Here is a 20,292-nt window from a genome sequence, read left to right as displayed (position 1 = left end):
TTCGTATGGATACAAGAAAAGCATTCGGGGCTGCGTTGACCGCGGCTAAGGAAAGTAAAGAACTCTCATTTGCAGATTTCGGTACTAGACGTACATACGTTCAATGCTTAACAAAAGGGAAGTACACGCCTACTGTAGATAAACTTTTTGAGATAGCTGAGGTGCTTGATGTGAATCCAGTTTCTTTGATGATCGAAACTTATTTGATTCTGAACGCTAATACCTCATTTGAAGATCTGATATCTGATATTAGATCCGAACGAGAGGTGTTTAAGGTTAGTACATTTCATCCAGATGAGATGAGAAAAAAATCTACTGATAAGGTTTAATTCAAGCAAAATCATCACAGTTAGATTTAATAATTTGAAATTTACGCAGAGTAAAAATGGGATTTGAACAACTCGAACAACTCAAGCAGTCACTAGCCAAAGAAGCTAGAGCTACAGCGCTTAAAGCCATCAAGACCAGTATCAATGTTGATCCTGTATTAAAAGATATTGCGCGGCTACAAAAGTTATTTCCGATAGCATTCCCTAAGAGTCCATTACCTAAAGTCCCTTTAAAAGTGGGCACACTAGATGATCTAGTTGTAATATCTAAAGAGATAGGGTTTTCTGCAGATAGATTGAAAACTGCTTTGCATACTTGGTGCTCCACTAGAAGATATTGGACAAGCGTTAAGGTTGGAACTCCAAGAATTGATCTCGATGGAAAACCGGCAGGAGAAGTTCAATCGCAAGAAGCAGCTCATGCAAATGCACTATATAAAAAATCCATTAATAAAGATTGAAATTCTGATTAAATTCACTAGTTTTTAATTGGATATTTGGTATATATAATTCAACTCATAAATATTAAATAGTTATTTAATAACAGTGAGTTACAAATTAGTTTCCAAGCAAAACCGCTTGCCAACCTCCATAATGTGTGCCACCATTTAAGAATGAATGGCATTTCAAGTCCCCCTTACAGTATTAAAATCGAACTCGCTCAGTTGAGTCAGAGTTTGACTTCTGCCGCTCGTAAGTTGTTCTTAACTTCATATTTTCATTCTAGCTATTTAATTTCACGAATACGCATGCGCACTCCAAACATCACATTTAATTAACTTGTTGCCTCTCATGGCAACGAATTGGAGTTGCCGTGTCAGAAAAAACAGTAAACCTAGTCAATAAAGACCTCTTAGTTAAATTCGTACATTCCCTCGATAAAAAAGGTAGTGAATTCCAATCCCGGTTTGCAGAGGTCTTATTAAACCTCTGGCATCCTGAGCGACCTCTCAGATCAATCACAACCGATATTGATTTTGAGCTACTCAAGATCGCTTTTCCCCAGTTCAAAGAAGTCATTACCTACTATCAAATCCAGGTAATTGTTTCTAAGAAATTAAAGCGACCATTCCAGGCATGCCCCGTCCTGTTGTTGGGAGAAGCTGGATTAGGTAAAACTTACTTCGCAAGCGAATTGGCCAAACTCTTAGCATTGCCATACTTCGAATTCTCTCTTGCAACAGCCACTGCCAATTTTGCGTTGTCAGGAAGTGACACGCAGTGGGGCGACGGCCGTCCAGGGTTCATTATTAAATCGATCGCTGAATCCCCAGTGGCTAACCCTTTCATCTTAATTGATGAGCTAGATAAAGCTGGTAAGGGTCTCAGATACGATCCAATCACTCCATTTTATTCGTTGCTTGAGCCGCATTCCGCAAGGAGATTCAGGGATGAGTCCATCCCTCTTGATGTGGATGTCAGAAATGTAATCTGGATTGCGACTGCAAATGAGTACGAAATGATTCATGGACCAATCCTTTCCAGGTTTAAACAGTTTGTGATCAAACAGCCCACCCCCCAAGAAATGCTTGGTGTCATTGATAGTATCTATTCAACGTTGAGAAGTCATTCTGACCTTGGAGAACTGATTGCGCCTGTTTTGAATTCGGAATGTAAAAATCAACTTGTGAACTTATCACCTAGAGAAGTGCGTCTAGCGCTCGATGAGGCAATCATGAGTGCTTTATTTAATGATCGATCAGAGCTGATTTCAAGCGATCTGCCTAGAGTTGAAAAGGAGCAACGTCGTGTCGGCTTCTTATAAATCTAACGATACCTTTGATGCTCAGGAGTTTGCGGTTGAACTGTGCAAAGCAAAAAAGGTAATTTTGGCCTCATCTGAATGTTCGTTTCAACGCGGTTGGTCGAATATTTTTGAAGTATTTATTGAGTGTGTTGGAAGATATCCGATCGTACTTCTTGAGGTTAAAGACGAAAATGGCTTTCTGGAAATTGATGTGCATATGAGGAGCACCACAAGAGCTAAGCAAATTTACACTTCAGTTATGACTGCCAAATACAATTCAAAACGACAATGTGCCCACTGCGGAGATATCAAGCCGCCTAATGAGAGAAAATATTGCGCATCGTGCTCAGATGCCGCTGTTATGCGGGAACCGACAGGTACTTGGCTGGATAAGTTTAGATAAATCCATGATAACAATGATATTGCTTTTGCCATGTGAACCTTGAACACAGATGATGATGCAATAAATAAAAAAGACTCAAGGAAAATTCCTTGAGTCTTTTTTATTTGGTGGCCCCTCTGTGAGTCGAACACAGCACCAACGGATTCTGGTTTGTGATAGTTTCCTATCTCCCTGGACTATGCCTTCACCATGGCTTTCGCTTTAGGTGGGTGCCGTCTAGTCTCTACACGTTCAACAAATATTTCTATTCGAAGCTTCGCTCGGCATTGCCTTGTGCATTTCTGCCGTCAGGTTTCACCGAATTTGACACCATCCCATATACAGTTTCCAAGTATATGGCACAAATTTCTCTATGAGTCCGCTGCTCTAACCAAGCATGAGCTAAGGGGCCGTAAATCTTATTAGATTGCTTTTATTAACTATTAGAGCAATCTAAATATCAAAACATTATAACTTCTTTTGATTTACCGGTTCTGGTAAATCGATTACATAAAAGCGGTAACTTACCACCTTCAAACCCCTTATGTTCTCTAACTCCGTTCCATTTGTGGTAAATGGTAGGGGGGAAGAGGTGCTCTAACCAAGCATGAGCTAAGGGGCCGGAAAGGGTGTGATTATAAACTAATCTTGGCCGTTTTCTAAGAAACTGCGCAAACGTTCTGAGCGAGTTGGGTGACGCAGCTTGCGCAGAGCTTTTGCTTCTATCTGGCGGATACGTTCACGGGTCACGTCAAACTGTTTGCCCACTTCTTCTAATGTGTGGTCGGTGTTCATTTCGATACCAAAGCGCATGCGCAGTACTTTGGCTTCGCGCGGGGTCAGTGATTCAAGTACTTCACTGGTCGCGTCACGCAGGCTGGCGTATACGGCAGCGTCCATAGGGGCCAGCGTGGTGTTGTCTTCGATAAAGTCGCCCAAATGGGAGTCTTCATCGTCACCGATCGGTGTTTCCATCGAGATTGGCTCTTTGCTGATCTTGAGGATCTTGCGGATTTTTTCTTCCGGCATCTCCATTTTTTCAGCCAGTGTCGCCGGATCAGGTTCCAGACCAGTTTCTTGCAGGATCTGGCGGCTGATACGGTTCATCTTGTTGATGGTTTCTATCATGTGCACCGGGATACGGATGGTACGTGCCTGGTCAGCGATAGAACGCGTGATCGCCTGGCGTATCCACCATGTTGCATAGGTGGAGAATTTGTAACCACGGCGGTATTCAAATTTATCCACGGCTTTCATCAGGCCGATGTTGCCTTCCTGGATCAGGTCGAGGAACTGCAGACCACGGTTGGTGTATTTTTTGGCGATAGAGATCACCAGTCGCAAGTTGGCTTCGATCATTTCGCGCTTGGCACGGCGGGCACGGGCTTCGCCTGTGGTCATTTGCTTGTTGATATCGCGCAGCTCTTTGATAGGCAAGCCTACACGCACCTGCAGGTTTTGCAGACGTTCTTGCTGATCAAGGATAGAGTGCCTGAAACGTGACAGACGCTCGGTATAAGCAGGGTTGCCTGCCAGCTCGCCATCCAGCCAGTTGAGGTTGATCTCGTTGCCGACGAAGCTCTTGATGAATTGCTGACGCGGCATACCGGCGCGGTCTACACAGAATTCCATGATCTTACGTTCGTGCGTACGCACTTCTTCAACCATGTTACGCACCTGGTCGCACAAGGCTTCAACCTGTTTGGCCGAGAAACGGAAGGTGGTCAGTTCATCCAGCACTTGCTGGTGCAGGGTTTTATATTCGTCGTTCTGGGTGCCTTTCTCGGCACGGATGTCGTTCATTCTGGCATTGGTGGCACGGATCACCGAGAAGCGGTTGAGCACTTCTTCTTTCAGTTTTGCCAGCAACTCGGCAGACATGGAAGAAGCTTTAGCTTCATCATCTTCCTCGTCTTCTTCTTCCTCTTCTTCACCCTCTTCTTCTTCGGCTTCTACCGCAGCCAGGGCGTCATCCAGGCCCAGATCGCTATCGATCAGGCCATCCACCAGCTCGTCGACGCTCATTTCGTCTTTTTCGACTTTATCAACCATCTCCAGCAGCTGGGCGATGGTGGTCGGACAGGCGGCGATCGCATGCACCATGTGCTTGAGACCGTCTTCGATACGCTTGGCGATCTCGATCTCGCCTTCACGGGTCAGCAAGTCTACGGTACCCATTTCGCGCATATACATACGCACCGGGTCAGTAGTACGGCCAAATTCTGAATCTACGGTTGCCAGGGCTTGTTCAGCTTCTTCCGCGGCATCTTCATCGGTGACAGCTGGCGGTGCGTCAGACATAAGCAGGACTTCGGCATCTGGCGCTTCTTCGTAGACCTGGATACCCATGTCATTGATCATGCCGATAATGCTCTCGATCTGCTCGGAATCTTGTACATCATCCGGCAGGTGGTCATTGATTTCGGCGTAGGTGAGGTAGCCACGCTCTTTACCCAGAACAATCAGGGTTTTAAGACGGGTACGGCGCGCCTCGGCGTCCATGGCCTGGGTGGCGGGATCTTTAGGGGATTCGACTTCTTTGATTCCGAGTTCTTTGTCTAAACTTTTATCTGCTTTTGGTCTGGCCATGGCCGATTCCACCTCTAAAATGATTGTTGTCGAGCGCCGACCATATCTACTGACACGCCACTCGCTATAACATTACGGGAAACCCTACATTTTACCTGATTTTTACATTTTCTTTAAGCATACCCATGACGCTTTTTGTGGGTATTTGGAAAAAACAGGCTAGCGCTTACTGGTTAACTGACGTAACGACTCCCGTTCAGCGTCCGAGAGTGTAGAAAACGGTTTTTCTGTGAGTTTGCCAAGCAGCGATTTATCACGTGCTGCCAGCGCCATATCGGATAATTGGGTACAAGCCCCCTCAAATTCAAGTGTGAAGTCCAAGCTTTCATCCAGTAATGACAATTCTCTATGTAATTGATTACTCAACACTTGTGAAATGGCAGGGCTGATGATTTGCAACAGCACGACCGGCCGCGACTGCGGCTGCGTGATCGCGGTTTTGACCACTTGCCGCAACATGTTCTCCTCGTCGCTCTCGCCCATGATCTGCTCCAGCAGATCAGGCTTGGCCCATTGCGGGCGCATCAGCAAGATCAGTGCGATGCGCAAATGCAGCGATGACGGCGTTCTGGAACGCGAGCGCACTGCCTTTTGTTGCGTTTTGGCCGGATTGGGCAGCTTAAGCATGCGCTGCATCTCCCCTTCGCCGAGGCCGGTCATCTCCGCGACTTTTTTGCGCAACAACATGGCAAAGCGCGGTGCCTGGATCTGCTTGAGGATAGGCTCGGCATCATTGAGAAACTGCACTTTATCCTCCTGCGAAGCCATAGGGTTATGTTCACTCAGATGCTGGATGATGTATTGCGACAATGGCATGGCTTTATCCATTTCCGCCTCAAACGCCTGTTTGCCAAACTCGCGCACAAAACTGTCAGGGTCATGTTCGGCAGGCAGAAAAAGAAAGCGCAGTTTCAAGCCGTCCTTGATCGCAGACAAGGCATTCATCACTGCGCGCCAGGCCGCCGTGCGCCCGGCCTTATCGCCATCAAAACTGAATACGATCTCATCGGTCTGGCGCATCAGTTTGGCAATATGGAAAGGCGTGGTCGCCGTGCCCAACGTTGCCACCGCATATTCAATACCGTATTGTGCCAGCGCCACCACGTCCATATAGCCTTCAACCACCAGCACGCGGCCGGCGTCGCGAATGGCGCGCCGCGCCATAAACAGGCCATACAACTCATGGCCTTTCTGGAACAACGGTGTTTCCGGCGAGTTGTAGTATTTTGGCGTATCTTCCGGGTTGATCACGCGGCCACCAAAGCCTATCACCTCGCCCTTCTGGTTATGGATAGGGAACATGATGCGGTCACGGAAACGGTCATAGCGCCGCCCCTGCTCGTTCTGCACCACCAGGCCTGCGATCTCCAGCGCTTCGGCTTCATAACCGGGGAATATCGTTTGCAGGTTCTGCCAGCCAGCCGGCGCGTAACCGATCTGGAACTTGGCTGCCACTTGCCCGCTTAAGCCACGCCCTTTTAAATACGCTATCGCATGCGGCGATTTTTTAAGTTCGGCTTTATAAAACGCTGCTGCCTGCTGCAGGGTCTCCTGCAGGCTCAGCATCACCGCCTTGCTGGGCGCCTCGGGCTGGCCGGGGTCACGTTTCTCCTGCGGCACTATCATGCCGACCTGTTTCGCAAGGTCGTGGATTGCCTCAATAAAGCTCAGCCCGTTATATTCCATCAGAAAACTCAGGGCTGAACCATGCGCACCACAGCCAAAGCAGTGATAAAACTGCTTGGTCGGGCTCACAGTGAAACTGGGTGATTTTTCGTTATGGAAAGGGCAGCAGGCTGAATAATTCGCACCGGCTTTTTTCAGGGGAACGACCTTGTCGATGACTTCGACAACATCAACGCGATTAAGCAGTTCTTGAATAAAGCTTTCGGGGATCATAAATGCAAGTATCGCTTATGCCGGGCAAAAAACAAAGGGCGCTCAACGCGCCCCAGGTCTGATGCACAGTGTGCGGCCCTAGCCTAAAGCAAGCTTGATTAAGCCAGACACTTTAGCCATATCCGCTTTACCAGCCACCAGCGGTTTGACTGCGCCGACTACTTTGCCCATATCCTTGGCACCAGCAGCACCGGTGTCAGCCACAACCTTGGCAATGATGGCGTTGATCTCTTCTTCGCTCATTTGCGCCGGCAGATAGCCTTGCAGCACCGTCACTTCGAATTTTTCCTGGTCAGCCAGGTCCTGGCGGTCAGCACCTTCATAAGCAGCGATAGAGTCACGGCGTTGCTTGAGCATCTTCTCGATCGCCGTGATCACAGCCGCATCATCCAGCTCGATACGCTCATCTACCTCGCGCTGCTTGATCGCAGCCAGCAACAGACGGATCACGCCCAGCCTGGCTGTTTCCTTGGCACGCATGGCGGTTTTCATGTCTTCGGTGATTTGTGCTTTTAAGCTCATAAGGTATCCAACAAAAAAGGCTGACTATAAATAGCTAAAGGTTGTGGCACGCCACAACCTTTGCAATATTCGGTTAACCAGATCGCCGGTTAACCGCAACACACACTCTACAGATTAGTAGAGTTTTGTCGGCAACTGTTGGTTGCGCAGACGACGGTACTGACGTTTAACCGCAGCAGCAGCTTTACGTTTACGTTCCCAAGTTGGTTTTTCGTAGAACTCGCGTGCACGCAAGTCGTTCAACAAACCTGTTTTTTCAATCAAACGCTTAAAGCGGCGCAATGCAACGTCAAACGGTTCGTTCTCTTTCACACGAATAGCGGTCATGTAAATCCCTATCCTTACAATTATTGGTTAGACTAATGCTGCATGCGGATTGATGCAGCACTGAAAACCGCGTATTCTATCGCGCTTATTTGGATTTATCAATCCTTTCTGCAAAAAATCATTTTCTGGATCTCTCTTCATGTTGGTATTGGGCATTGAATCTTCTTGTGACGAAACCGGCGTGGCCTTGTACGACACGCGCCGGGGATTACTGGCGCACGCGCTGCACTCACAGATTGATATGCACGCCGCTTATGGCGGCGTGGTGCCCGAACTCGCTTCGCGCGACCATATCCGCCGCGCGCTACCGCTGACCCAGCAAGTGCTGGCCCAGGCAGACAAGACCTTGCAGGACATTGAAGGCATCGCCTATACCCAGGGGCCAGGACTGGCCGGGGCGTTGCTGGTAGGTACCAGCATTGCACAATCGCTGGCATTCGCCCTGAATGTGCCTTCCATAGGCGTGCATCACCTGGAAGGCCATTTACTCGCCCCCATGCTGGAAGAAAACCCGCCGGCTTTCCCGTTTGTGGCATTGCTGGTGTCTGGTGGCCACAGCCAGCTGATGCGGGTAGATGGCATAGGCCAATATGAATTATTGGGCGACACCCTGGATGATGCCGCCGGTGAAGCGTTTGATAAAACCGCCAAACTGATGAAACTGGGCTACCCGGGCGGCCCGGCACTCTCAAAGCTGGCAGAATCAGGCAAACCCCGCTTTCAGCTACCGCGCCCCATGCTCAACAGCCCGGACTTGAATTTCAGCTTTAGCGGCCTGAAAACGGCAGTGCTCACCCTGGTGAATAACCAGCCACAACTTGATCAAGAAACGGTGCAGGACATCGCCTGGGAGTTTCAGGAATCGGTCACCGAGATACTGGCGCTCAAATGCATGAAAGCACTCAAGCAGACCAAACTTAAAAGACTGGTGGTTTCAGGCGGAGTGGGCGCTAACAAACGCCTGCGCCAGCGCCTGAACAGCGAGGCGGAAAAGCGCGGCGCAACTGTCAGTTACCCCAGGCTGGAATTCTGCACCGACAATGGCGCCATGATCGCATTTGCCGGTGCCATGCGCCTGCATGCCATGCAGCAAAGCACGCCCGATTACAGCTTTAGCGTGCGCCCGCGCTGGGACCTGGCCGAACTCAAAGCCCCTGCCTGAGTCACTTTTTACCGAAACGGCTTTCGGTGCCGGCCAGCAACTTTTCAATATTGGATTGATGGCGGATGATCAAGAACGCCGACATCACCACTACCACAGCCACATACACCGGGTAAGGCGACAAAAATTGCCAGGCGATCACCGGGGCCAGCAATGCCGCCACCAGTGCTGCTAATGAAGAAATCCTGCTGAGCAAAAAGACTGCCAGCCACACCGCGACCACACTCAATGCCAGCCAGCCAGAGAACGCGATCATCACGCCCAGTGCCGTGGCCACCCCTTTGCCCCCTTTGAACCGGTGATAAATCGGGTATAAATGCCCCAGAAATACCGCTAGGCCAACCAGCGCTACCACATCCATCAACATACCGGCGTGCAATGCCAGCCAGACTGGCAACCAACCTTTAAATACATCGCCCAGCAAGGTGAGGATGGCCGCCGATTTTTTACCGCTGCGTGCTACATTGGTGGCGCCTATATTGCCGCTGCCTACTGAACGCGGGTCCGGCAAGCGGTACAATTTGCTGACGATAATGCCAAAAGCGATAGAGCCGATCAAATAGGCGGCGACCACCCAAATAATAGACTCCACCCCAAACCCAAAACCAAATTCGTTCATCTTTAAAACTCCAGACCGATACGCAGCGACTTTGTGCCAGCCCTGCGCGATGTTGTATGATGCCGAATCATACTGTATTCCCGCCCATGCGGAAATAACCAAGGACGCATAGTGATGGACACGATATTTCTGGAACAAGTCAAAGTACAAACCAAACTAGGCGTACCCGAGTGGGAGCGTGCCGTAGCACAAACCATTATTCTGGATATTGAAATCGGCTATGACTTCAGCCTGGCGTGCCAGAGTGATGAGATAGCCGACACTATCGATTATGGGCAGGTGGTGGGTCGTATCCGTGAAACACTGGCTGAGCGTAGTTTTAAACTTGTGGAAGCGCTTGGGGAGCATGTTTGCCAGCTGATTTTGCAGGAGTTTAAGGCTAAGAGTGTGCAATTGAAGGTCAGCAAGCCGGGGATATTGCCGGGATTGAAAGCGTTGGGGATTACGATTTATCGGCAAGTTTAAATTTGGCAGATTACTGCAAAGAACAGGTGTTGCAGTTACGGGTAGCTCTCATTGGTATTTCTTTGGATAGTTCTGTGTTCTGTTTTAACGTTTTATTTCGCCTCTAGGCGAGTTACTTTTCTTTGCTTGCCCAAAGAAAACGTAACCAAAAGAAATGCACCCTAGCTTCCGCTTGTTTCCTGCGTTGCTCGTCAACGTGGGCGTCCAACGAAACTCGCCCTAGCGGCTTGCACAAAACGCAAGCCACCGCGGAACTCGAACAGACGCTGGCCGACCTCTCCCACGCTGACTGCGCTACTCGGCGCGTCAGATAGGGGCCCGTTTGAAACCACCACGTTGATACGTTAGTTAAATGGTTGGGCATTGAGGGCGCTTAGCAATTGTGTAACCTAAGACCAACCCGCCAACGATCGCTCTGATTTGCTTTTGATTAGTTTTGTTGCGATGGTTGAGCGGAACTCTATGTGATTAGTCTCAATGAACTCAATGCGTAGTGTCTTTCCGGGTCCCCTATCTGACGCGCCGAGTAGCGGAGTCAAAATAAGGAGGAAGGGAGCGACTGTCTGAGCTCCGCGGTGGCCTGCGTACTGTGCAGGCCGCTAGGGCGAGTTTCGCGACCGCTTATGCCTAAGTCCGGCAAAGCAACGGACGAAAGTCCTAAGCTGAGCAACGCAGGAAACAAGCGGATGCTAGGGTGCCCTTTCTTTTGGTGCCTTTTCTTTGGGCACGCAAAGAAAAGGCACTCGCCGAGGGGCGAAATAAAAGGCTGAAACAGAACACAAACGGATCACTGAACCACCCAAAGAAATACCGATTAAAGCTTCACAGCAAATGCATCATTTGCTCTCTATCTGAATCCAGCTTATGCCTGTAAGTCCCCAACCGCAACAACACCAAAAAACACTCACCCCCGCGGATGATGCATCTTATGCAACTGCTGCAACCTCTCCCTCGCCACATGCGTATAAATCTGCGTCGTAGAAATATCCGCATGCCCCAGCAACATCTGCACCACCCGCAGATCGGCACCATGATTAAGCAAATGCGTGGCGAACGCATGCCGCAGCACATGCGGGCTGATATGCTGGGCAATGCCCGCCTGCAGCGCATAGCGCTGGATCAGATGCCAAAACGCATGCCGCGTCATGGCGTCGCCACGGTTAGTAACGAACACCGCGTTACTTAAGCTGCCTTTTAATATCTCTGCCCTGGCCTGGCGCAAATAGCGGTCTATCCATTCTGCGGCTTCCTGGCCCATGGGCACCAGTCTGGTTTTGCTGCCTTTGCCGGTGACGCGCACCACACCATCTTGTGTGCTGACCTCGGCAATGGTGATATTCACCAGCTCGGAAACACGCAAACCACTCGCATACAACAGCTCCAACATGGCACGGTCACGCATGCCCAGCGGCGTATTCACATCCGGTGCGTGCAGTAGGTCTTCTACTTGTGACTCGCTCATGGTCTTGGGTAACTGCTTGGGCATTTTTGGCGCTTCTATATGCAGCGTCGGGTCTTGCGTCACCAGATTAGCCAGCAGTGCGTAGCGGTAAAAACGGCGCAAGGTGGCGATCAGGCGGTTGATACTCCTGACTTTCACCAGCGGAAAGCGGTGCGCCAGATAGGCCTGCACATGATGTGACTGCACTTGCCACAGGCTGGGCGCTTGCTTGCTGGCCCATTCGGCAAAGCCTTTGAGGTCATTGCGGTAACTGGCCAGGGTGTTCGGTGATAGCCCGTCTTCCAGCCACAACTGGTCGATAAAACTATCGATCTCGGGAAAGCTGGCAGCTGCCGTACGCTCGTTTTGCCGCATGTGTTGCTTACCTGGCAGCTTGTTCGTGCGCCAACAGCCAGCGCTTGATGTTTAAACCACCGTCTATGCCTTGCATAAAGCCACCCAGGCCGTTGCTGGCGACGATACGGTGGCACGGGTTAAACAATGGCAGGGGATTGGCGCCACAGGCGTTGGCAACAGCGCGCGGGCCAGACTGGGTAGCGGCAGCCAATTGCCCGTAGGTGCGTGTCTCGCCGACCGGGATCTCGCGCATGGCCTGCCAGACGCGTAGCTGGAAAGGCGTACCGCGATTGGGGGTGATCTCTTGCCAGGCCATATGCGGGTCTTGCAGATAGGCGGCAACCTGCTCAGCTATTGCGCGGGCACGCGGATCAGGATTAGCCTTGAGCGGCAAGGCATGTAACAAGAACTGGAGTTCGTGCCCTGCCTCGTAACAACGCACACCGACAAAACCGAACGGTGCAGGGATCAGGGCGTCAAGCGCATCATCAAGGCTTTTCATGCGTCTATTAAACTGTAATCGCGCGCAGTGCGCAACCGGCAATCTGGCACCTGCAGCCATTAAAAAACCCTTCCGGAGAAGGGTTTTTTCAGCAACGCTTAAATTAACTGTTGTCTGCAGCGATGTCTTTCTCGCGCGCAACCAGTTTTTCTTTAATACGTGCAGATTTACCTGAACGCTCACGCAAGTAGTACAACTTGGCGCGACGCACGTCACCACGGCGTTTCACTTCGATAGAAGCGATCTGTGGGGAGTAAGTCTGGAATGTACGCTCTACGCCTTCACCTGAAGAGATTTTACGTACGATAAATGAAGAGTTGAGGCCTCTGTTACGTTTAGCGATCACTACGCCTTCGTAAGCCTGCACACGTTTACGTGTACCTTCAACCACGTTCACACCGACGATGACTGTGTCGCCTGGCGCAAAGCTAGGGATGGTTTTGTTCAAGCGGGCGATTTCTTCCTGCTCTAACATTTTGATGATGTCTGCCATGTTACTTCCTTTCGTTCCTTTTAATTGTAAAGAGCTCGTTCCTACTCTAAATCTTTGAGTAGCCTAGCCTCTTCCTTCGTCAACTGCCTTGCGGCAAGTAAATCCGGGCGTTTAGCCCTTGTTAGCAACAGCGATTGTTGTAACCGCCATTGTCTAATCTTTGCGTGGTGCCCCGACAATAACACCGGTGGCACCGCTAATCCTTCAAATATTTCCGGTCGCGTGTAGTGCGGATAATCGAGCAGGCCATTCACAAACGAATCTTCCTGCGCGGAATCGGCATCGCCCAGCGCACCTGGCAACTGGCGTATGATCGCATCCAGTAACACCATGGCCGGCAATTCGCCCCCACTCAACACATAATCACCGATAGAGATCTCTTCATCTACCAGTGTATCCAGCACACGCTGGTCTACGCCTTCATAGCGGCTGGCCAACAACACCAGCCCCTGACTATCTTTTAATTCCATCACCTTTTCATGGCTGAGCGGCTTGCCACGCGGTGACAGGTGTATCACCCAGGGAGTGACCCCTTTTGCCAGCAACCTGGCCTTGGCGTCGCCTATGGCGGCTGCCAGTGGCTCTGCCAGCATCACCATCCCCGGCCCACCGCCATACGGCCTGTCATCCACGGTGTGATGCACATCCTGCGTATACTGGCGCGGGTTGGTCAGGTTCAACTGATACAGACCGCGTTGCCTGGCACGGCTGGTAATGCCATGCTCGGTCAGTGCTGCAAACATCTCAGGAAACAAACTGATGACTTCAATCTGCATCATGAGCGCTGTTTCCCTTTAAAAATCGGCATCCCAATCAACCAGCACGGTGCCGGCTTTGATATTCACATCCGGCACTGCATCACTGGTAAAAGGAATCAGCCGCTCGCGGTATTCCTCACGCGTTCTGCCGTCTTTACCCTTGACGCTGCTTGCTTGTTCTTCACGCACTACCAGCACGTCATTGGCACCGGTTTCAAACACCTGGGTGATCTTGCCAAACGCCACACCCTGCACATTACTGACACTTAAGCCTATCAGGTCAGACCAGTAATACTCGCCTTCATCAGGTTCTGGCAATGCGGCGCGCGGGACTGCGATCTGCTGGCCTTTCAAGCTGAATGCGGCATCACGGTCGGCGACACCTGCCAGCTTGATCAGCAGTACATCGTTGTGTATCTTGGTCTGCTCAACCGTGCATTCACGCCAGTTCGGCGCTTTGCCTATCCACCAGGCCTGGTAATCCAGCAGCCCGTCCAGATGTTCGGTATCGGGCACGACTTTCAGCCACCCATAAACGCCATATGGGGCGACAATGCGCCCCATTACAACCATATCTTCAAACGCCATCTGAGTTCAGGCGTAAGAAAGATTATTCAGCAGCTGGTGTGTCAGCGGCTGGTGCTTCAGCAGCAGCTGCGGCGGCTGCAGCATCCGCTTCAGCTTTAGCGTCTGCATCAGCTTTCGCCTTGGCAGCGGCTTCTGCAGCAGCGGCGTCAGCTTCAGCTTTCAGCTTGGCAGCGACTTCAGCTTCTTTTTTAGCCTTGGCAGCATCCGCTTTAGCAGCGTCTTTAGCTTTAGCAGCAGCCATACCATCCACGCCTTTAGCATGGAACTTGACCAGACGTGCAACGGTGTCAGACACCTGAGCGCCAGTACCGATCCAGTATTGCGCACGCTCTTCATTGATACGCAGGCCTTCTGCACCAGCACGCGCTGATGGATTGTAAAAACCGATGCGCTCAACGAAACGACCGTCACGACGGTTGCGGGAATCTGCCACAACTACGCTGTAAAACGGGTTCTTCTTAGAACCACCGCGTGATAAACGAATAACGACCATAATCTTGTTCTCTTAAAAATGAATTCTTAGCAGAAAGGCGCGGATTATACTTGATAATTAAGCGCAGTGGCAAGTTCTTTTCACTTAGCCGGTCAGGCACTGCGGTACAGCGTCGGGTCAGCAACCCCCGCCTGTATGAAACCTGCTTTACGGAAGCGGCAGGAATCACAAACACCGCAGGCTGCCCCGGTATCATCAGCCTGGTAGCAAGATACCGTCAGGCCGTAATCCACACCCAGTGCGTGGCCAGTGCGTATGATATCGGCCTTGGTCATATCTATCAGTGGCGCATGCACCGTGATAGGCTGGCCTTCCACTGCCGCCCTGGTCGCCAGGTTGGCCATTTGCTGAAAGGCTTTTACGTACTCGCTACGGCAATCAGGATAACCGGAGTAATCCAGCGCATTCACTCCGATAAAAATATCGTTTGCTGCCAGCACTTCTGCCCAGGCCAGGGATAACGACAGCATAATGGTATTGCGTGCCGGCACATAGGTGACAGGGATGCCCGGCGTTTCATGTTCAGGCACGGCGATATTATTATCGGTCAGCGCAGAGCCGCCAAACAGTGACAGATCCAGCTGCACGGTCTTATGTTCCGCCGCGCCCAGCGCTGTGGCGACACGCCGGGCAGCCAGCAACTCTACATTATGCCGCTGGTGGTAATCCAGGCTCAGGCAGTAACACTCGTAGCCCTGCGATTGCGCGATCGCCAGCACGGTGGTCGAATCCAGCCCGCCGGACAATAAAATAACAGCCTTGGGTTTTTGGCTGGATGCATTCTGCTGTTGATTTAAGTCTGCCATTTATACCCCCTGCTTCTCGCCCCATAAGATCTTGTGTAACTGCAGTTGCATCCTGACCGGCAGATGGTCCTGCAAGATCCAGCTGGCCAGGGTCTCGCCGCTCACCTGGTTAAAACTGGGTGAGAATAAATGATCACAGTTGCTGGGAAACGGTTTTTCCGCCAGCATCTGCCTGGCCCAGTCATAGTCTTCGCGGCTGCACACCACCCACTTCACTTCATCACCGACCTTGAGCAGTGGCAGGTTCTCCCAGCGATTCTTAGTCATCTCGCCAGAACCTGGTGTTTTCACGTCCATGATCACTTTTACCCGCTGATCTACCGGCGTCAGATCCATGGCACCGCTGGTCTCCAGAGAGACCTGATAGCCGGCGTCACATAAACTGGTGAGCAACACACTACAGCCTTTTTGCGCCAGCGGCTCGCCACCGGTCACGCAGACATAGCGTGTGCCGTACTGTTTGATCTGTTGCATGATCTCGTCCACAGTCATATTGCCGCCGCCTTTAAAGGCGTATTCGGTGTCGCAATAAACGCAGCGCAACGGGCAGCCCGTGAGACGAATAAAGATGGTCGGCAAGCCGACCCGCGAACTTTCGCCTTGCAGAGAATAAAAGATTTCGAAAATTCTGAGTGTGGTCATGGGAGTAGTAAAGTAAACGGGCAGATATTGCTATCTGCCCGTTATTATCGCCCAAATCAGGCGATTTCCATCATATTAACTGCTATTTAATGCTTTCAAGCACCTTCAGACGTTTTTGCGCACTAGGCGTGACTTCTGCAGAAGGGTGGGCTGCGATCAGCTCTTTCAATGTCTTCTTGGCCGCTGGTATCTGCCCTAACTGGATCTGGCTGTTGGCCAGACTGAGCATGGCATTTGGTGCCAGCGGATGTGAAGCATAGCTCTCCAGAAATTTCTGCTGGGTAGCGACTGAAGATTTGTAGCTTTTCAGCGCAAACTGGGCGTAACCCATGCCATACAAGGCATCCGGCGCCAATTTGCTGCCAGCGTAAGTTTTCAAAAAGCTGTCATAGGCAGCAAACGCTTCTTTATACTTACCCGCCTGGTTCAGTGACTCCGCTTCGGAGAAAGCACGCGCTTCTTGCTGCGATGCATCCGCCTTGGCGTCACCACCATTGGCTGGCGCTGACGCTGCCCCTGCGCCGAGCTGGCCGGTCACCTGTTGTGCAAGTGATTCCAGGCCTTTTACCCTGGTGTCCAAATCGGTGTACTGGGCATTCTGCTTGGTGCGCATATCTTCGAGCTGATGGTTGACCACTTCGAGGTCACCTTTCAGCTGCGCCACATCCTGGCGGATCTGCTCAAGCTGGTTCTGCATATCCAGCAAGCCTTTGCCATTGAGCATAGCCTCCAGGCTTTGCACCCTTTTATCCAGCGATTGCTGGGTGCGCGTCAGGTCGCCAATGGCTTTTTGCTGGGCATCATGCTCGGAAGTCTGCTTGTTTTCCAGCTCCAGAATACGTTTGCGCGCTTCACCATCATCAAACAGTGCAGCGTGACTGACTGCCGGAACAGTCAGCCCCAGCGCTAAAGCCATTAAAATGGCTGAACGCAAATTACTGGCCTGCATAGACAACATCTACGCGACGGTCATGCTGGAAGCAATCTTCATCTGCGCAATTTTGCTTGGAACGCTCTTCACCATAGCTGACTGTTTCGATCTGGCTATCGCTTACACCCAGTACGTTCAAGGCGTTTTTAACTGCTACTGAACGACGTTGGCCCAATGCCAGGTTGTATTCGTGCGTACCGCGCTCATCGGTGTTACCTTGCAATACCACTTTAGTTTGAGGGTGTGCTGCCAGGTATTTCGCGTGGTTTGCTACAAGGCCTTTGTACTCTTCACGGATCGCGTCGCTATCGTAATCAAAGAAGATCTGGCGTTTTGCCAATTCAGCAGCGCTCAGCTGATCCTGGCTGCTATCAACATCAACGGTCTTGATGTCGATCTTGTTAGCGCCGGCAGAACCATCATTGCCATTATTCTGTGAGTTTGAAATTGGCTTGGTCACGCTGGAATCTTCAACCTTGGCCGGGTTCATCGGGGTGCTCTTACAAGCGGTTAACACCAATGCCAGTGCAGCTATTTTCCAAATATTGTGGTTCATACTTTCTCCTTAAAATTGAGTTAAAAAAACAAACTGATGACTACTTGGGAGATGCCTGGGCAGGCCCCCATGCAGGTTCACGAATATCACCACCTGCTTCAGACAGGCGTTGTCTCACCAGACCATCCACAGCCACTGTGGCCAATGTGCCTTTGCCACCAACACGCGTGGCATACATCAAGGTACGTGAATTCGGTGCAAAGCTGGGGGATTCATCTTGTGAACCGCTGCTGAGTAATTTGACTGCGCCAGTGCCTAAATCTTGTACTGCGACTTTAAATGCGCCGCCGTCATTACGGATATAGGTGAGATATTTTCCATCAGGCGAGAAACGTGGGCTCACATTGTAGCTACCTTCAAACGTTACACGCGATGCTGAACCACCAGAGGCTGGCACTTTGTAGATCTGCGGTCTGCCACCACGGTCTGAACTGAAGTAAATGAACTGGCCGTCTGGTGAGAATGCAGGTTCAGTATCGATCGAACTGCTTTTGGTCACCTGTTGCAGATTAGAGCCATCCACAGAGATAGTATGAATCTGCGAGTTAGCACCATAGGTCAACACCACTGCCAGCTTACTGCCATCCGGCGCCCAGGCTGGTGCACTGTTATTGCCTTTAAAATTGGCAACGACTTTACGCTCACCAGTATAAAGCGATTGCACAAATACGATAGGTTTCTTTTTCTCAAATGACACATAAGCCATTTTGCTGCCGTCTGGTGACCAGGCCGGGGAAATGATAGGTTCATTAGATGACACCAGGGTCTGCGCATTGTAACCGTCTGCATCTGCAATTTGCAGCGTAAAGCGCTTACCTGCTTTAGTCACATAGGCGATACGCGTAGCAAACGCTCCTGGCTGACCGGTGAATTTTTCATAGATTTTGTCTGCGATCAAATGCGCTACATGTCGGTACTGGCTAGCCGCAACCGTGTAGGTTTCTTGCAGCAACGTTGTTTGACGCAGCACATCCACGACTTGCACCGACACCTTAAGACTACCGTTTGGGGCTACTTGCACTTCGCCAATACTCAAACCCTGTGCTTTAAGGGCGTTCCAGTCAGAGTATTTGATTTGGGCAGCAGTGGTCGGCAATGAAGGTACGCCACTGGTATTGAGGATGCGGAACATGCCGCTACCTTTTAAGTCATTGCTGATGATTTCATGCAGCTTGTTCTTGCTTTGCAAGCTGGCCGGCTCTGTCATGGGCAAAATAGCGATTGGAATCTGGATAGCGCTACCACCGCTGATCTCGATCTCCAGTGCAGCATGTGCAGTCATTGACGACATACATAGCAAAGCTGCCAAGCTATTACAGAATGCCAGGCGATATTTTGCCAGGCGGCTTCCAACAGTTTTCATGGTCACAGTAATGTTCACTTTATAGTTGCCTGTTTTATCAAGAATTATAACGAAAAGCCTTCAACTCGTCATGGTTTTAGCCACGTGGCTTAAACTTCACCCGAATCTGTTCCAACAATTTCTTACGCTCGGCCGGATGATCCTCACCCGGCAGATCAAATGGTTTAGCTGCTAATACTGCACGCAATACGGCATCATCACATACCGCATCACCCGAACCTTTGGCCAGTTTCGGCATGCCGGCAATATCGCCGGTAACAGTCAACTGCAAATCTACCAGCAGTTCAGGATTTGAGACCGGGCACAAGCCAGGATTCACATTGCTGCGGATCTTGCGCGTCATCAGCCCGGTGTAATAACCTAACACCGAAGGATCTACCGGCCCCGAAGAAGCAGCGGCTTTTTGCGACTCCATGTCCTGCTGGCGCATGGCATCCTGCACTTTTTTAAGTTTTTCCTCTTCCTCTTCTTTACGCAGGGCTTCCTGAATCTTCTTCAGTTTCTCTTCCTGCTTTTTCTTCTCTTCTTCTTTCTTTTTTTCTTCTTCTACTTTGCGCTTTTTCTCATCTTCGAGTTTTTTGAGTGCAATTTCCGCATCTTGTTCCGCTTTATTCAATTGCGGCTCTGGTGGCGTCACTTTTTCAGGTGGCTTAGGCTTTGGTTCCGGCTCGGGTTCTGGCGGCGGCGGAGGCTCTGGTTTTGGTGGTTCAGGCGCAGGTTTAGGTTGCGTCTTGCTCGGCAAACTATCCCATAATGTTGCTTCCATCACAGATGGATTCACATGCACCGCTTTCCAGTCAATCATAAAAACCATGATCAGGAACAACGCGATATGCATCAGCACAGACAATATCGCTGCGCGCCTGCGGAATACCTGATCCTGTGGAGAATGTACGATTTTCATCTATATAGCGACCTGCCGCTTATTTCTCGTTCTGGAACAGCAAGCCAACCTGATTGACTTGCGCCTGCTTTAATAGATCCATCACAGAAGCCACTTCACCATACGGTGTTGCCTTATCAGCCGATACCACCACTGGCTTTTCACTTTCAGACAATTTCTGGCGTATCAAGGCCAGCATATCGTCACGTTCCATTTCCCTGCCATCCATCATGACCGTGCCTTCTTTTTTCACCGTAACCACGATAGGGTCACCGCTCTGCTTCAGGGCCTGTCCTACTTTTGGCAGTTCTACCATACCTGGATTAGTCATAGGTGCAGTCACCATGAAAATCACCAGCAATACCAGCGTCACATCGATGTAAGGCACGACGTTGATCTGGTTCATCATGCGCCGTTTACGCGTTCTGCTCATAAGCG

Annotated in this window: 24 protein-coding genes; 6 read left to right on the top strand and 18 right to left on the bottom strand. The window is 50.6% G+C overall.

The window, feature by feature from the left end; genetic code table 11:
• The first annotated feature begins 5 nt into the window (after positions 1 to 5).
• The 4 genes from ACFQ1Z_RS09915 (at position 6) to ACFQ1Z_RS09900 (ending at position 2,479) form a co-directional block, all read left to right on the top strand.
• Entirely contained in the window at positions 6 to 329 is a 324-nt protein-coding gene (locus tag ACFQ1Z_RS09915; protein WP_379057323.1) for a helix-turn-helix domain-containing protein, read from the top strand.
• Between the two features lie 56 nt (positions 330 to 385).
• Positions 386 to 790, top strand: a complete 405-nt coding sequence (locus tag ACFQ1Z_RS09910) for a ProQ/FinO family protein (protein ID WP_379057321.1) — start codon at positions 386 to 388, stop codon at positions 788 to 790.
• Positions 791 to 1,143: 353 nt separating this feature from the next.
• Positions 1,144 to 2,094 carry an AAA family ATPase gene (locus tag ACFQ1Z_RS09905; RefSeq protein WP_379057319.1) on the top strand — a complete coding sequence of 317 codons (951 nt, stop codon included), beginning with the start codon at positions 1,144 to 1,146 and terminating at the stop codon, positions 2,092 to 2,094.
• Entirely contained in the window at positions 2,078 to 2,479 is a 402-nt protein-coding gene (locus ACFQ1Z_RS09900; RefSeq protein ID WP_379057318.1) for a hypothetical protein, read from the top strand. The genes ACFQ1Z_RS09905 and ACFQ1Z_RS09900 overlap by 17 nt, the downstream gene beginning before the upstream one ends.
• 621 nt (positions 2,480 to 3,100) lie before the next feature.
• Here ACFQ1Z_RS09900 and rpoD read toward each other — a convergent pair.
• From rpoD to rpsU, 4 genes are all read right to left on the bottom strand, one after another.
• A complete protein-coding gene (gene rpoD, locus ACFQ1Z_RS09895; protein WP_379057316.1) occupies positions 3,101 to 5,047 on the bottom strand; it encodes an RNA polymerase sigma factor RpoD in 1,947 nt (648 codons plus the stop codon).
• Between the two features lie 159 nt (positions 5,048 to 5,206).
• Positions 5,207 to 6,946: a DNA primase gene (gene dnaG / locus ACFQ1Z_RS09890; protein ID WP_379057314.1), complete on the bottom strand. Its 1,740-nt coding sequence runs from the start codon at positions 6,944 to 6,946 to the stop codon at positions 5,207 to 5,209.
• 78 nt (positions 6,947 to 7,024) lie between these two features.
• A complete protein-coding gene (locus tag ACFQ1Z_RS09885) occupies positions 7,025 to 7,468 on the bottom strand; it encodes a GatB/YqeY domain-containing protein (RefSeq protein WP_379057313.1) in 444 nt (147 codons plus the stop codon).
• A gap of 114 nt (positions 7,469 to 7,582) precedes the next feature.
• Positions 7,583 to 7,795 carry a 30S ribosomal protein S21 gene (gene rpsU / locus ACFQ1Z_RS09880; RefSeq protein ID WP_055828694.1) on the bottom strand — a complete coding sequence of 71 codons (213 nt, stop codon included), beginning with the start codon at positions 7,793 to 7,795 and terminating at the stop codon, positions 7,583 to 7,585.
• A gap of 139 nt (positions 7,796 to 7,934) precedes the next feature.
• Here rpsU and tsaD point away from each other — a divergent pair, with 139 nt between their 5' ends.
• Entirely contained in the window at positions 7,935 to 8,957 is a 1,023-nt protein-coding gene (tsaD, locus tag ACFQ1Z_RS09875) for a tRNA (adenosine(37)-N6)-threonylcarbamoyltransferase complex transferase subunit TsaD (protein ID WP_379057312.1), read from the top strand.
• A gap of 1 nt (position 8,958) precedes the next feature.
• Here the strand turns inward: tsaD and plsY are convergent, their stop codons facing one another.
• A complete protein-coding gene (plsY, locus tag ACFQ1Z_RS09870; RefSeq protein WP_379057311.1) occupies positions 8,959 to 9,576 on the bottom strand; it encodes a glycerol-3-phosphate 1-O-acyltransferase PlsY in 618 nt (205 codons plus the stop codon).
• A 114-nt stretch (positions 9,577 to 9,690) separates the two neighbouring features.
• On the opposite strand from plsY, the gene folB reads away from it, so the two are divergent.
• Positions 9,691 to 10,041 carry a dihydroneopterin aldolase gene (gene folB, locus ACFQ1Z_RS09865; RefSeq protein ID WP_379057309.1) on the top strand — a complete coding sequence of 117 codons (351 nt, stop codon included), beginning with the start codon at positions 9,691 to 9,693 and terminating at the stop codon, positions 10,039 to 10,041.
• 904 nt (positions 10,042 to 10,945) lie between these two features.
• On the opposite strand, the gene xerD is transcribed toward folB, so the two are convergent.
• From xerD to ACFQ1Z_RS09800, 13 genes are all read right to left on the bottom strand, one after another.
• A complete protein-coding gene (gene xerD / locus ACFQ1Z_RS09860; protein WP_379057308.1) occupies positions 10,946 to 11,857 on the bottom strand; it encodes a site-specific tyrosine recombinase XerD in 912 nt (303 codons plus the stop codon).
• 7 nt (positions 11,858 to 11,864) lie between these two features.
• Complete coding sequence (locus ACFQ1Z_RS09855) at positions 11,865 to 12,341, bottom strand: methylated-DNA--[protein]-cysteine S-methyltransferase (RefSeq protein WP_379057307.1); 477 nt, start codon at positions 12,339 to 12,341, stop codon at positions 11,865 to 11,867.
• A gap of 103 nt (positions 12,342 to 12,444) precedes the next feature.
• A complete protein-coding gene (gene rplS / locus ACFQ1Z_RS09850; RefSeq protein ID WP_379057305.1) occupies positions 12,445 to 12,834 on the bottom strand; it encodes a 50S ribosomal protein L19 in 390 nt (129 codons plus the stop codon).
• 41 nt (positions 12,835 to 12,875) lie between these two features.
• The gene (trmD, locus tag ACFQ1Z_RS09845; protein WP_379058000.1) at positions 12,876 to 13,610 is read right to left on the bottom strand and encodes a tRNA (guanosine(37)-N1)-methyltransferase TrmD; all 735 of its coding nucleotides are present in this window, start codon (positions 13,608 to 13,610) and stop codon (positions 12,876 to 12,878) included.
• Positions 13,611 to 13,628: 18 nt separating this feature from the next.
• A complete protein-coding gene (gene rimM, locus ACFQ1Z_RS09840; RefSeq protein WP_379057303.1) occupies positions 13,629 to 14,165 on the bottom strand; it encodes a ribosome maturation factor RimM in 537 nt (178 codons plus the stop codon).
• A 37-nt stretch (positions 14,166 to 14,202) separates the two neighbouring features.
• Positions 14,203 to 14,673, bottom strand: coding sequence for a 30S ribosomal protein S16 (gene rpsP / locus ACFQ1Z_RS09835; protein WP_379057302.1), 471 nt, complete (start codon positions 14,671 to 14,673; stop codon positions 14,203 to 14,205).
• A gap of 92 nt (positions 14,674 to 14,765) precedes the next feature.
• Positions 14,766 to 15,479 (bottom strand): 7-cyano-7-deazaguanine synthase QueC, encoded by a 714-nt coding sequence (gene queC / locus ACFQ1Z_RS09830; RefSeq protein WP_379057301.1) that lies wholly within the window; start codon positions 15,477 to 15,479, stop codon positions 14,766 to 14,768.
• Complete coding sequence (gene queE / locus ACFQ1Z_RS09825; RefSeq protein WP_379057300.1) at positions 15,480 to 16,121, bottom strand: 7-carboxy-7-deazaguanine synthase QueE; 642 nt, start codon at positions 16,119 to 16,121, stop codon at positions 15,480 to 15,482. It lies immediately after the preceding gene.
• An 82-nt stretch (positions 16,122 to 16,203) separates the two neighbouring features.
• Entirely contained in the window at positions 16,204 to 17,037 is an 834-nt protein-coding gene (locus ACFQ1Z_RS09820; RefSeq protein WP_379057299.1) for a YbgF trimerization domain-containing protein, read from the bottom strand.
• A 19-nt stretch (positions 17,038 to 17,056) separates the two neighbouring features.
• Positions 17,057 to 17,608 carry a peptidoglycan-associated lipoprotein Pal gene (gene pal / locus ACFQ1Z_RS09815; RefSeq protein ID WP_379057297.1) on the bottom strand — a complete coding sequence of 184 codons (552 nt, stop codon included), beginning with the start codon at positions 17,606 to 17,608 and terminating at the stop codon, positions 17,057 to 17,059.
• 40 nt (positions 17,609 to 17,648) lie between these two features.
• On the bottom strand, positions 17,649 to 18,899 hold the full coding sequence (tolB, locus tag ACFQ1Z_RS09810) for a Tol-Pal system beta propeller repeat protein TolB (RefSeq protein WP_379057295.1): 1,251 nt from the start codon (positions 18,897 to 18,899) through the stop codon (positions 17,649 to 17,651).
• A gap of 148 nt (positions 18,900 to 19,047) precedes the next feature.
• Positions 19,048 to 19,875 (bottom strand): cell envelope integrity protein TolA, encoded by an 828-nt coding sequence (gene tolA / locus ACFQ1Z_RS09805; RefSeq protein ID WP_379057294.1) that lies wholly within the window; start codon positions 19,873 to 19,875, stop codon positions 19,048 to 19,050.
• Positions 19,876 to 19,894: 19 nt separating this feature from the next.
• The gene (locus ACFQ1Z_RS09800; RefSeq protein ID WP_379057293.1) at positions 19,895 to 20,287 is read right to left on the bottom strand and encodes an ExbD/TolR family protein; all 393 of its coding nucleotides are present in this window, start codon (positions 20,285 to 20,287) and stop codon (positions 19,895 to 19,897) included.
• Between the last annotated feature and the right edge of the window lie 5 nt (positions 20,288 to 20,292).

The sequence above is a fragment of the Methylophilus luteus genome, assembly GCF_042676265.1.
Taxonomy (GTDB): domain Bacteria; phylum Pseudomonadota; class Gammaproteobacteria; order Burkholderiales; family Methylophilaceae; genus Methylophilus; species Methylophilus luteus.
The sequence above is the reverse complement of the archived record's forward strand: the minus strand, read 5'-3'. Positions and strand labels throughout refer to the sequence as shown.

What these genes read in the sequence shown, in the direction of transcription:
- xerD (WP_379057308.1), bottom strand. Translation starts at nt 11,857, where the DNA reads ATGCGGCAAAACGAGCGTACGGCAGCTGCCAGCTTTCCCGAGATCGAT.
- tolB (WP_379057295.1), bottom strand. Translation starts at nt 18,899, where the DNA reads ATGTCGTCAATGACTGCACATGCTGCACTGGAGATCGAGATCAGCGGT.
- rplS (WP_379057305.1), bottom strand. Translation starts at nt 12,834, where the DNA reads ATGGCAGACATCATCAAAATGTTAGAGCAGGAAGAAATCGCCCGCTTG.
- ACFQ1Z_RS09885 (WP_379057313.1), bottom strand. Translation starts at nt 7,468, where the DNA reads ATGAGCTTAAAAGCACAAATCACCGAAGACATGAAAACCGCCATGCGT.
- plsY (WP_379057311.1), bottom strand. Translation starts at nt 9,576, where the DNA reads ATGAACGAATTTGGTTTTGGGTTTGGGGTGGAGTCTATTATTTGGGTG.
- ACFQ1Z_RS09910 (WP_379057321.1), top strand. Translation starts at nt 386, where the DNA reads ATGGGATTTGAACAACTCGAACAACTCAAGCAGTCACTAGCCAAAGAA.
- ACFQ1Z_RS09855 (WP_379057307.1), bottom strand. Translation starts at nt 12,341, where the DNA reads ATGAAAAGCCTTGATGATGCGCTTGACGCCCTGATCCCTGCACCGTTC.
- dnaG (WP_379057314.1), bottom strand. Translation starts at nt 6,946, where the DNA reads ATGATCCCCGAAAGCTTTATTCAAGAACTGCTTAATCGCGTTGATGTT.
- trmD (WP_379058000.1), bottom strand. Translation starts at nt 13,610, where the DNA reads ATGCAGATTGAAGTCATCAGTTTGTTTCCTGAGATGTTTGCAGCACTG.
- rpsU (WP_055828694.1), bottom strand. Translation starts at nt 7,795, where the DNA reads ATGACCGCTATTCGTGTGAAAGAGAACGAACCGTTTGACGTTGCATTG.
- ACFQ1Z_RS09820 (WP_379057299.1), bottom strand. Translation starts at nt 17,037, where the DNA reads ATGGCTTTAGCGCTGGGGCTGACTGTTCCGGCAGTCAGTCACGCTGCA.
- tsaD (WP_379057312.1), top strand. Translation starts at nt 7,935, where the DNA reads ATGTTGGTATTGGGCATTGAATCTTCTTGTGACGAAACCGGCGTGGCC.
- ACFQ1Z_RS09915 (WP_379057323.1), top strand. Translation starts at nt 6, where the DNA reads ATGGATACAAGAAAAGCATTCGGGGCTGCGTTGACCGCGGCTAAGGAA.
- ACFQ1Z_RS09800 (WP_379057293.1), bottom strand. Translation starts at nt 20,287, where the DNA reads ATGAGCAGAACGCGTAAACGGCGCATGATGAACCAGATCAACGTCGTG.
- rpoD (WP_379057316.1), bottom strand. Translation starts at nt 5,047, where the DNA reads ATGGCCAGACCAAAAGCAGATAAAAGTTTAGACAAAGAACTCGGAATC.
- pal (WP_379057297.1), bottom strand. Translation starts at nt 17,608, where the DNA reads ATGAACCACAATATTTGGAAAATAGCTGCACTGGCATTGGTGTTAACC.
- rpsP (WP_379057302.1), bottom strand. Translation starts at nt 14,673, where the DNA reads ATGGTCGTTATTCGTTTATCACGCGGTGGTTCTAAGAAGAACCCGTTT.
- queC (WP_379057301.1), bottom strand. Translation starts at nt 15,479, where the DNA reads ATGGCAGACTTAAATCAACAGCAGAATGCATCCAGCCAAAAACCCAAG.
- queE (WP_379057300.1), bottom strand. Translation starts at nt 16,121, where the DNA reads ATGACCACACTCAGAATTTTCGAAATCTTTTATTCTCTGCAAGGCGAA.
- rimM (WP_379057303.1), bottom strand. Translation starts at nt 14,165, where the DNA reads ATGGTTGTAATGGGGCGCATTGTCGCCCCATATGGCGTTTATGGGTGG.
- tolA (WP_379057294.1), bottom strand. Translation starts at nt 19,875, where the DNA reads ATGAAAATCGTACATTCTCCACAGGATCAGGTATTCCGCAGGCGCGCA.
- folB (WP_379057309.1), top strand. Translation starts at nt 9,691, where the DNA reads ATGGACACGATATTTCTGGAACAAGTCAAAGTACAAACCAAACTAGGC.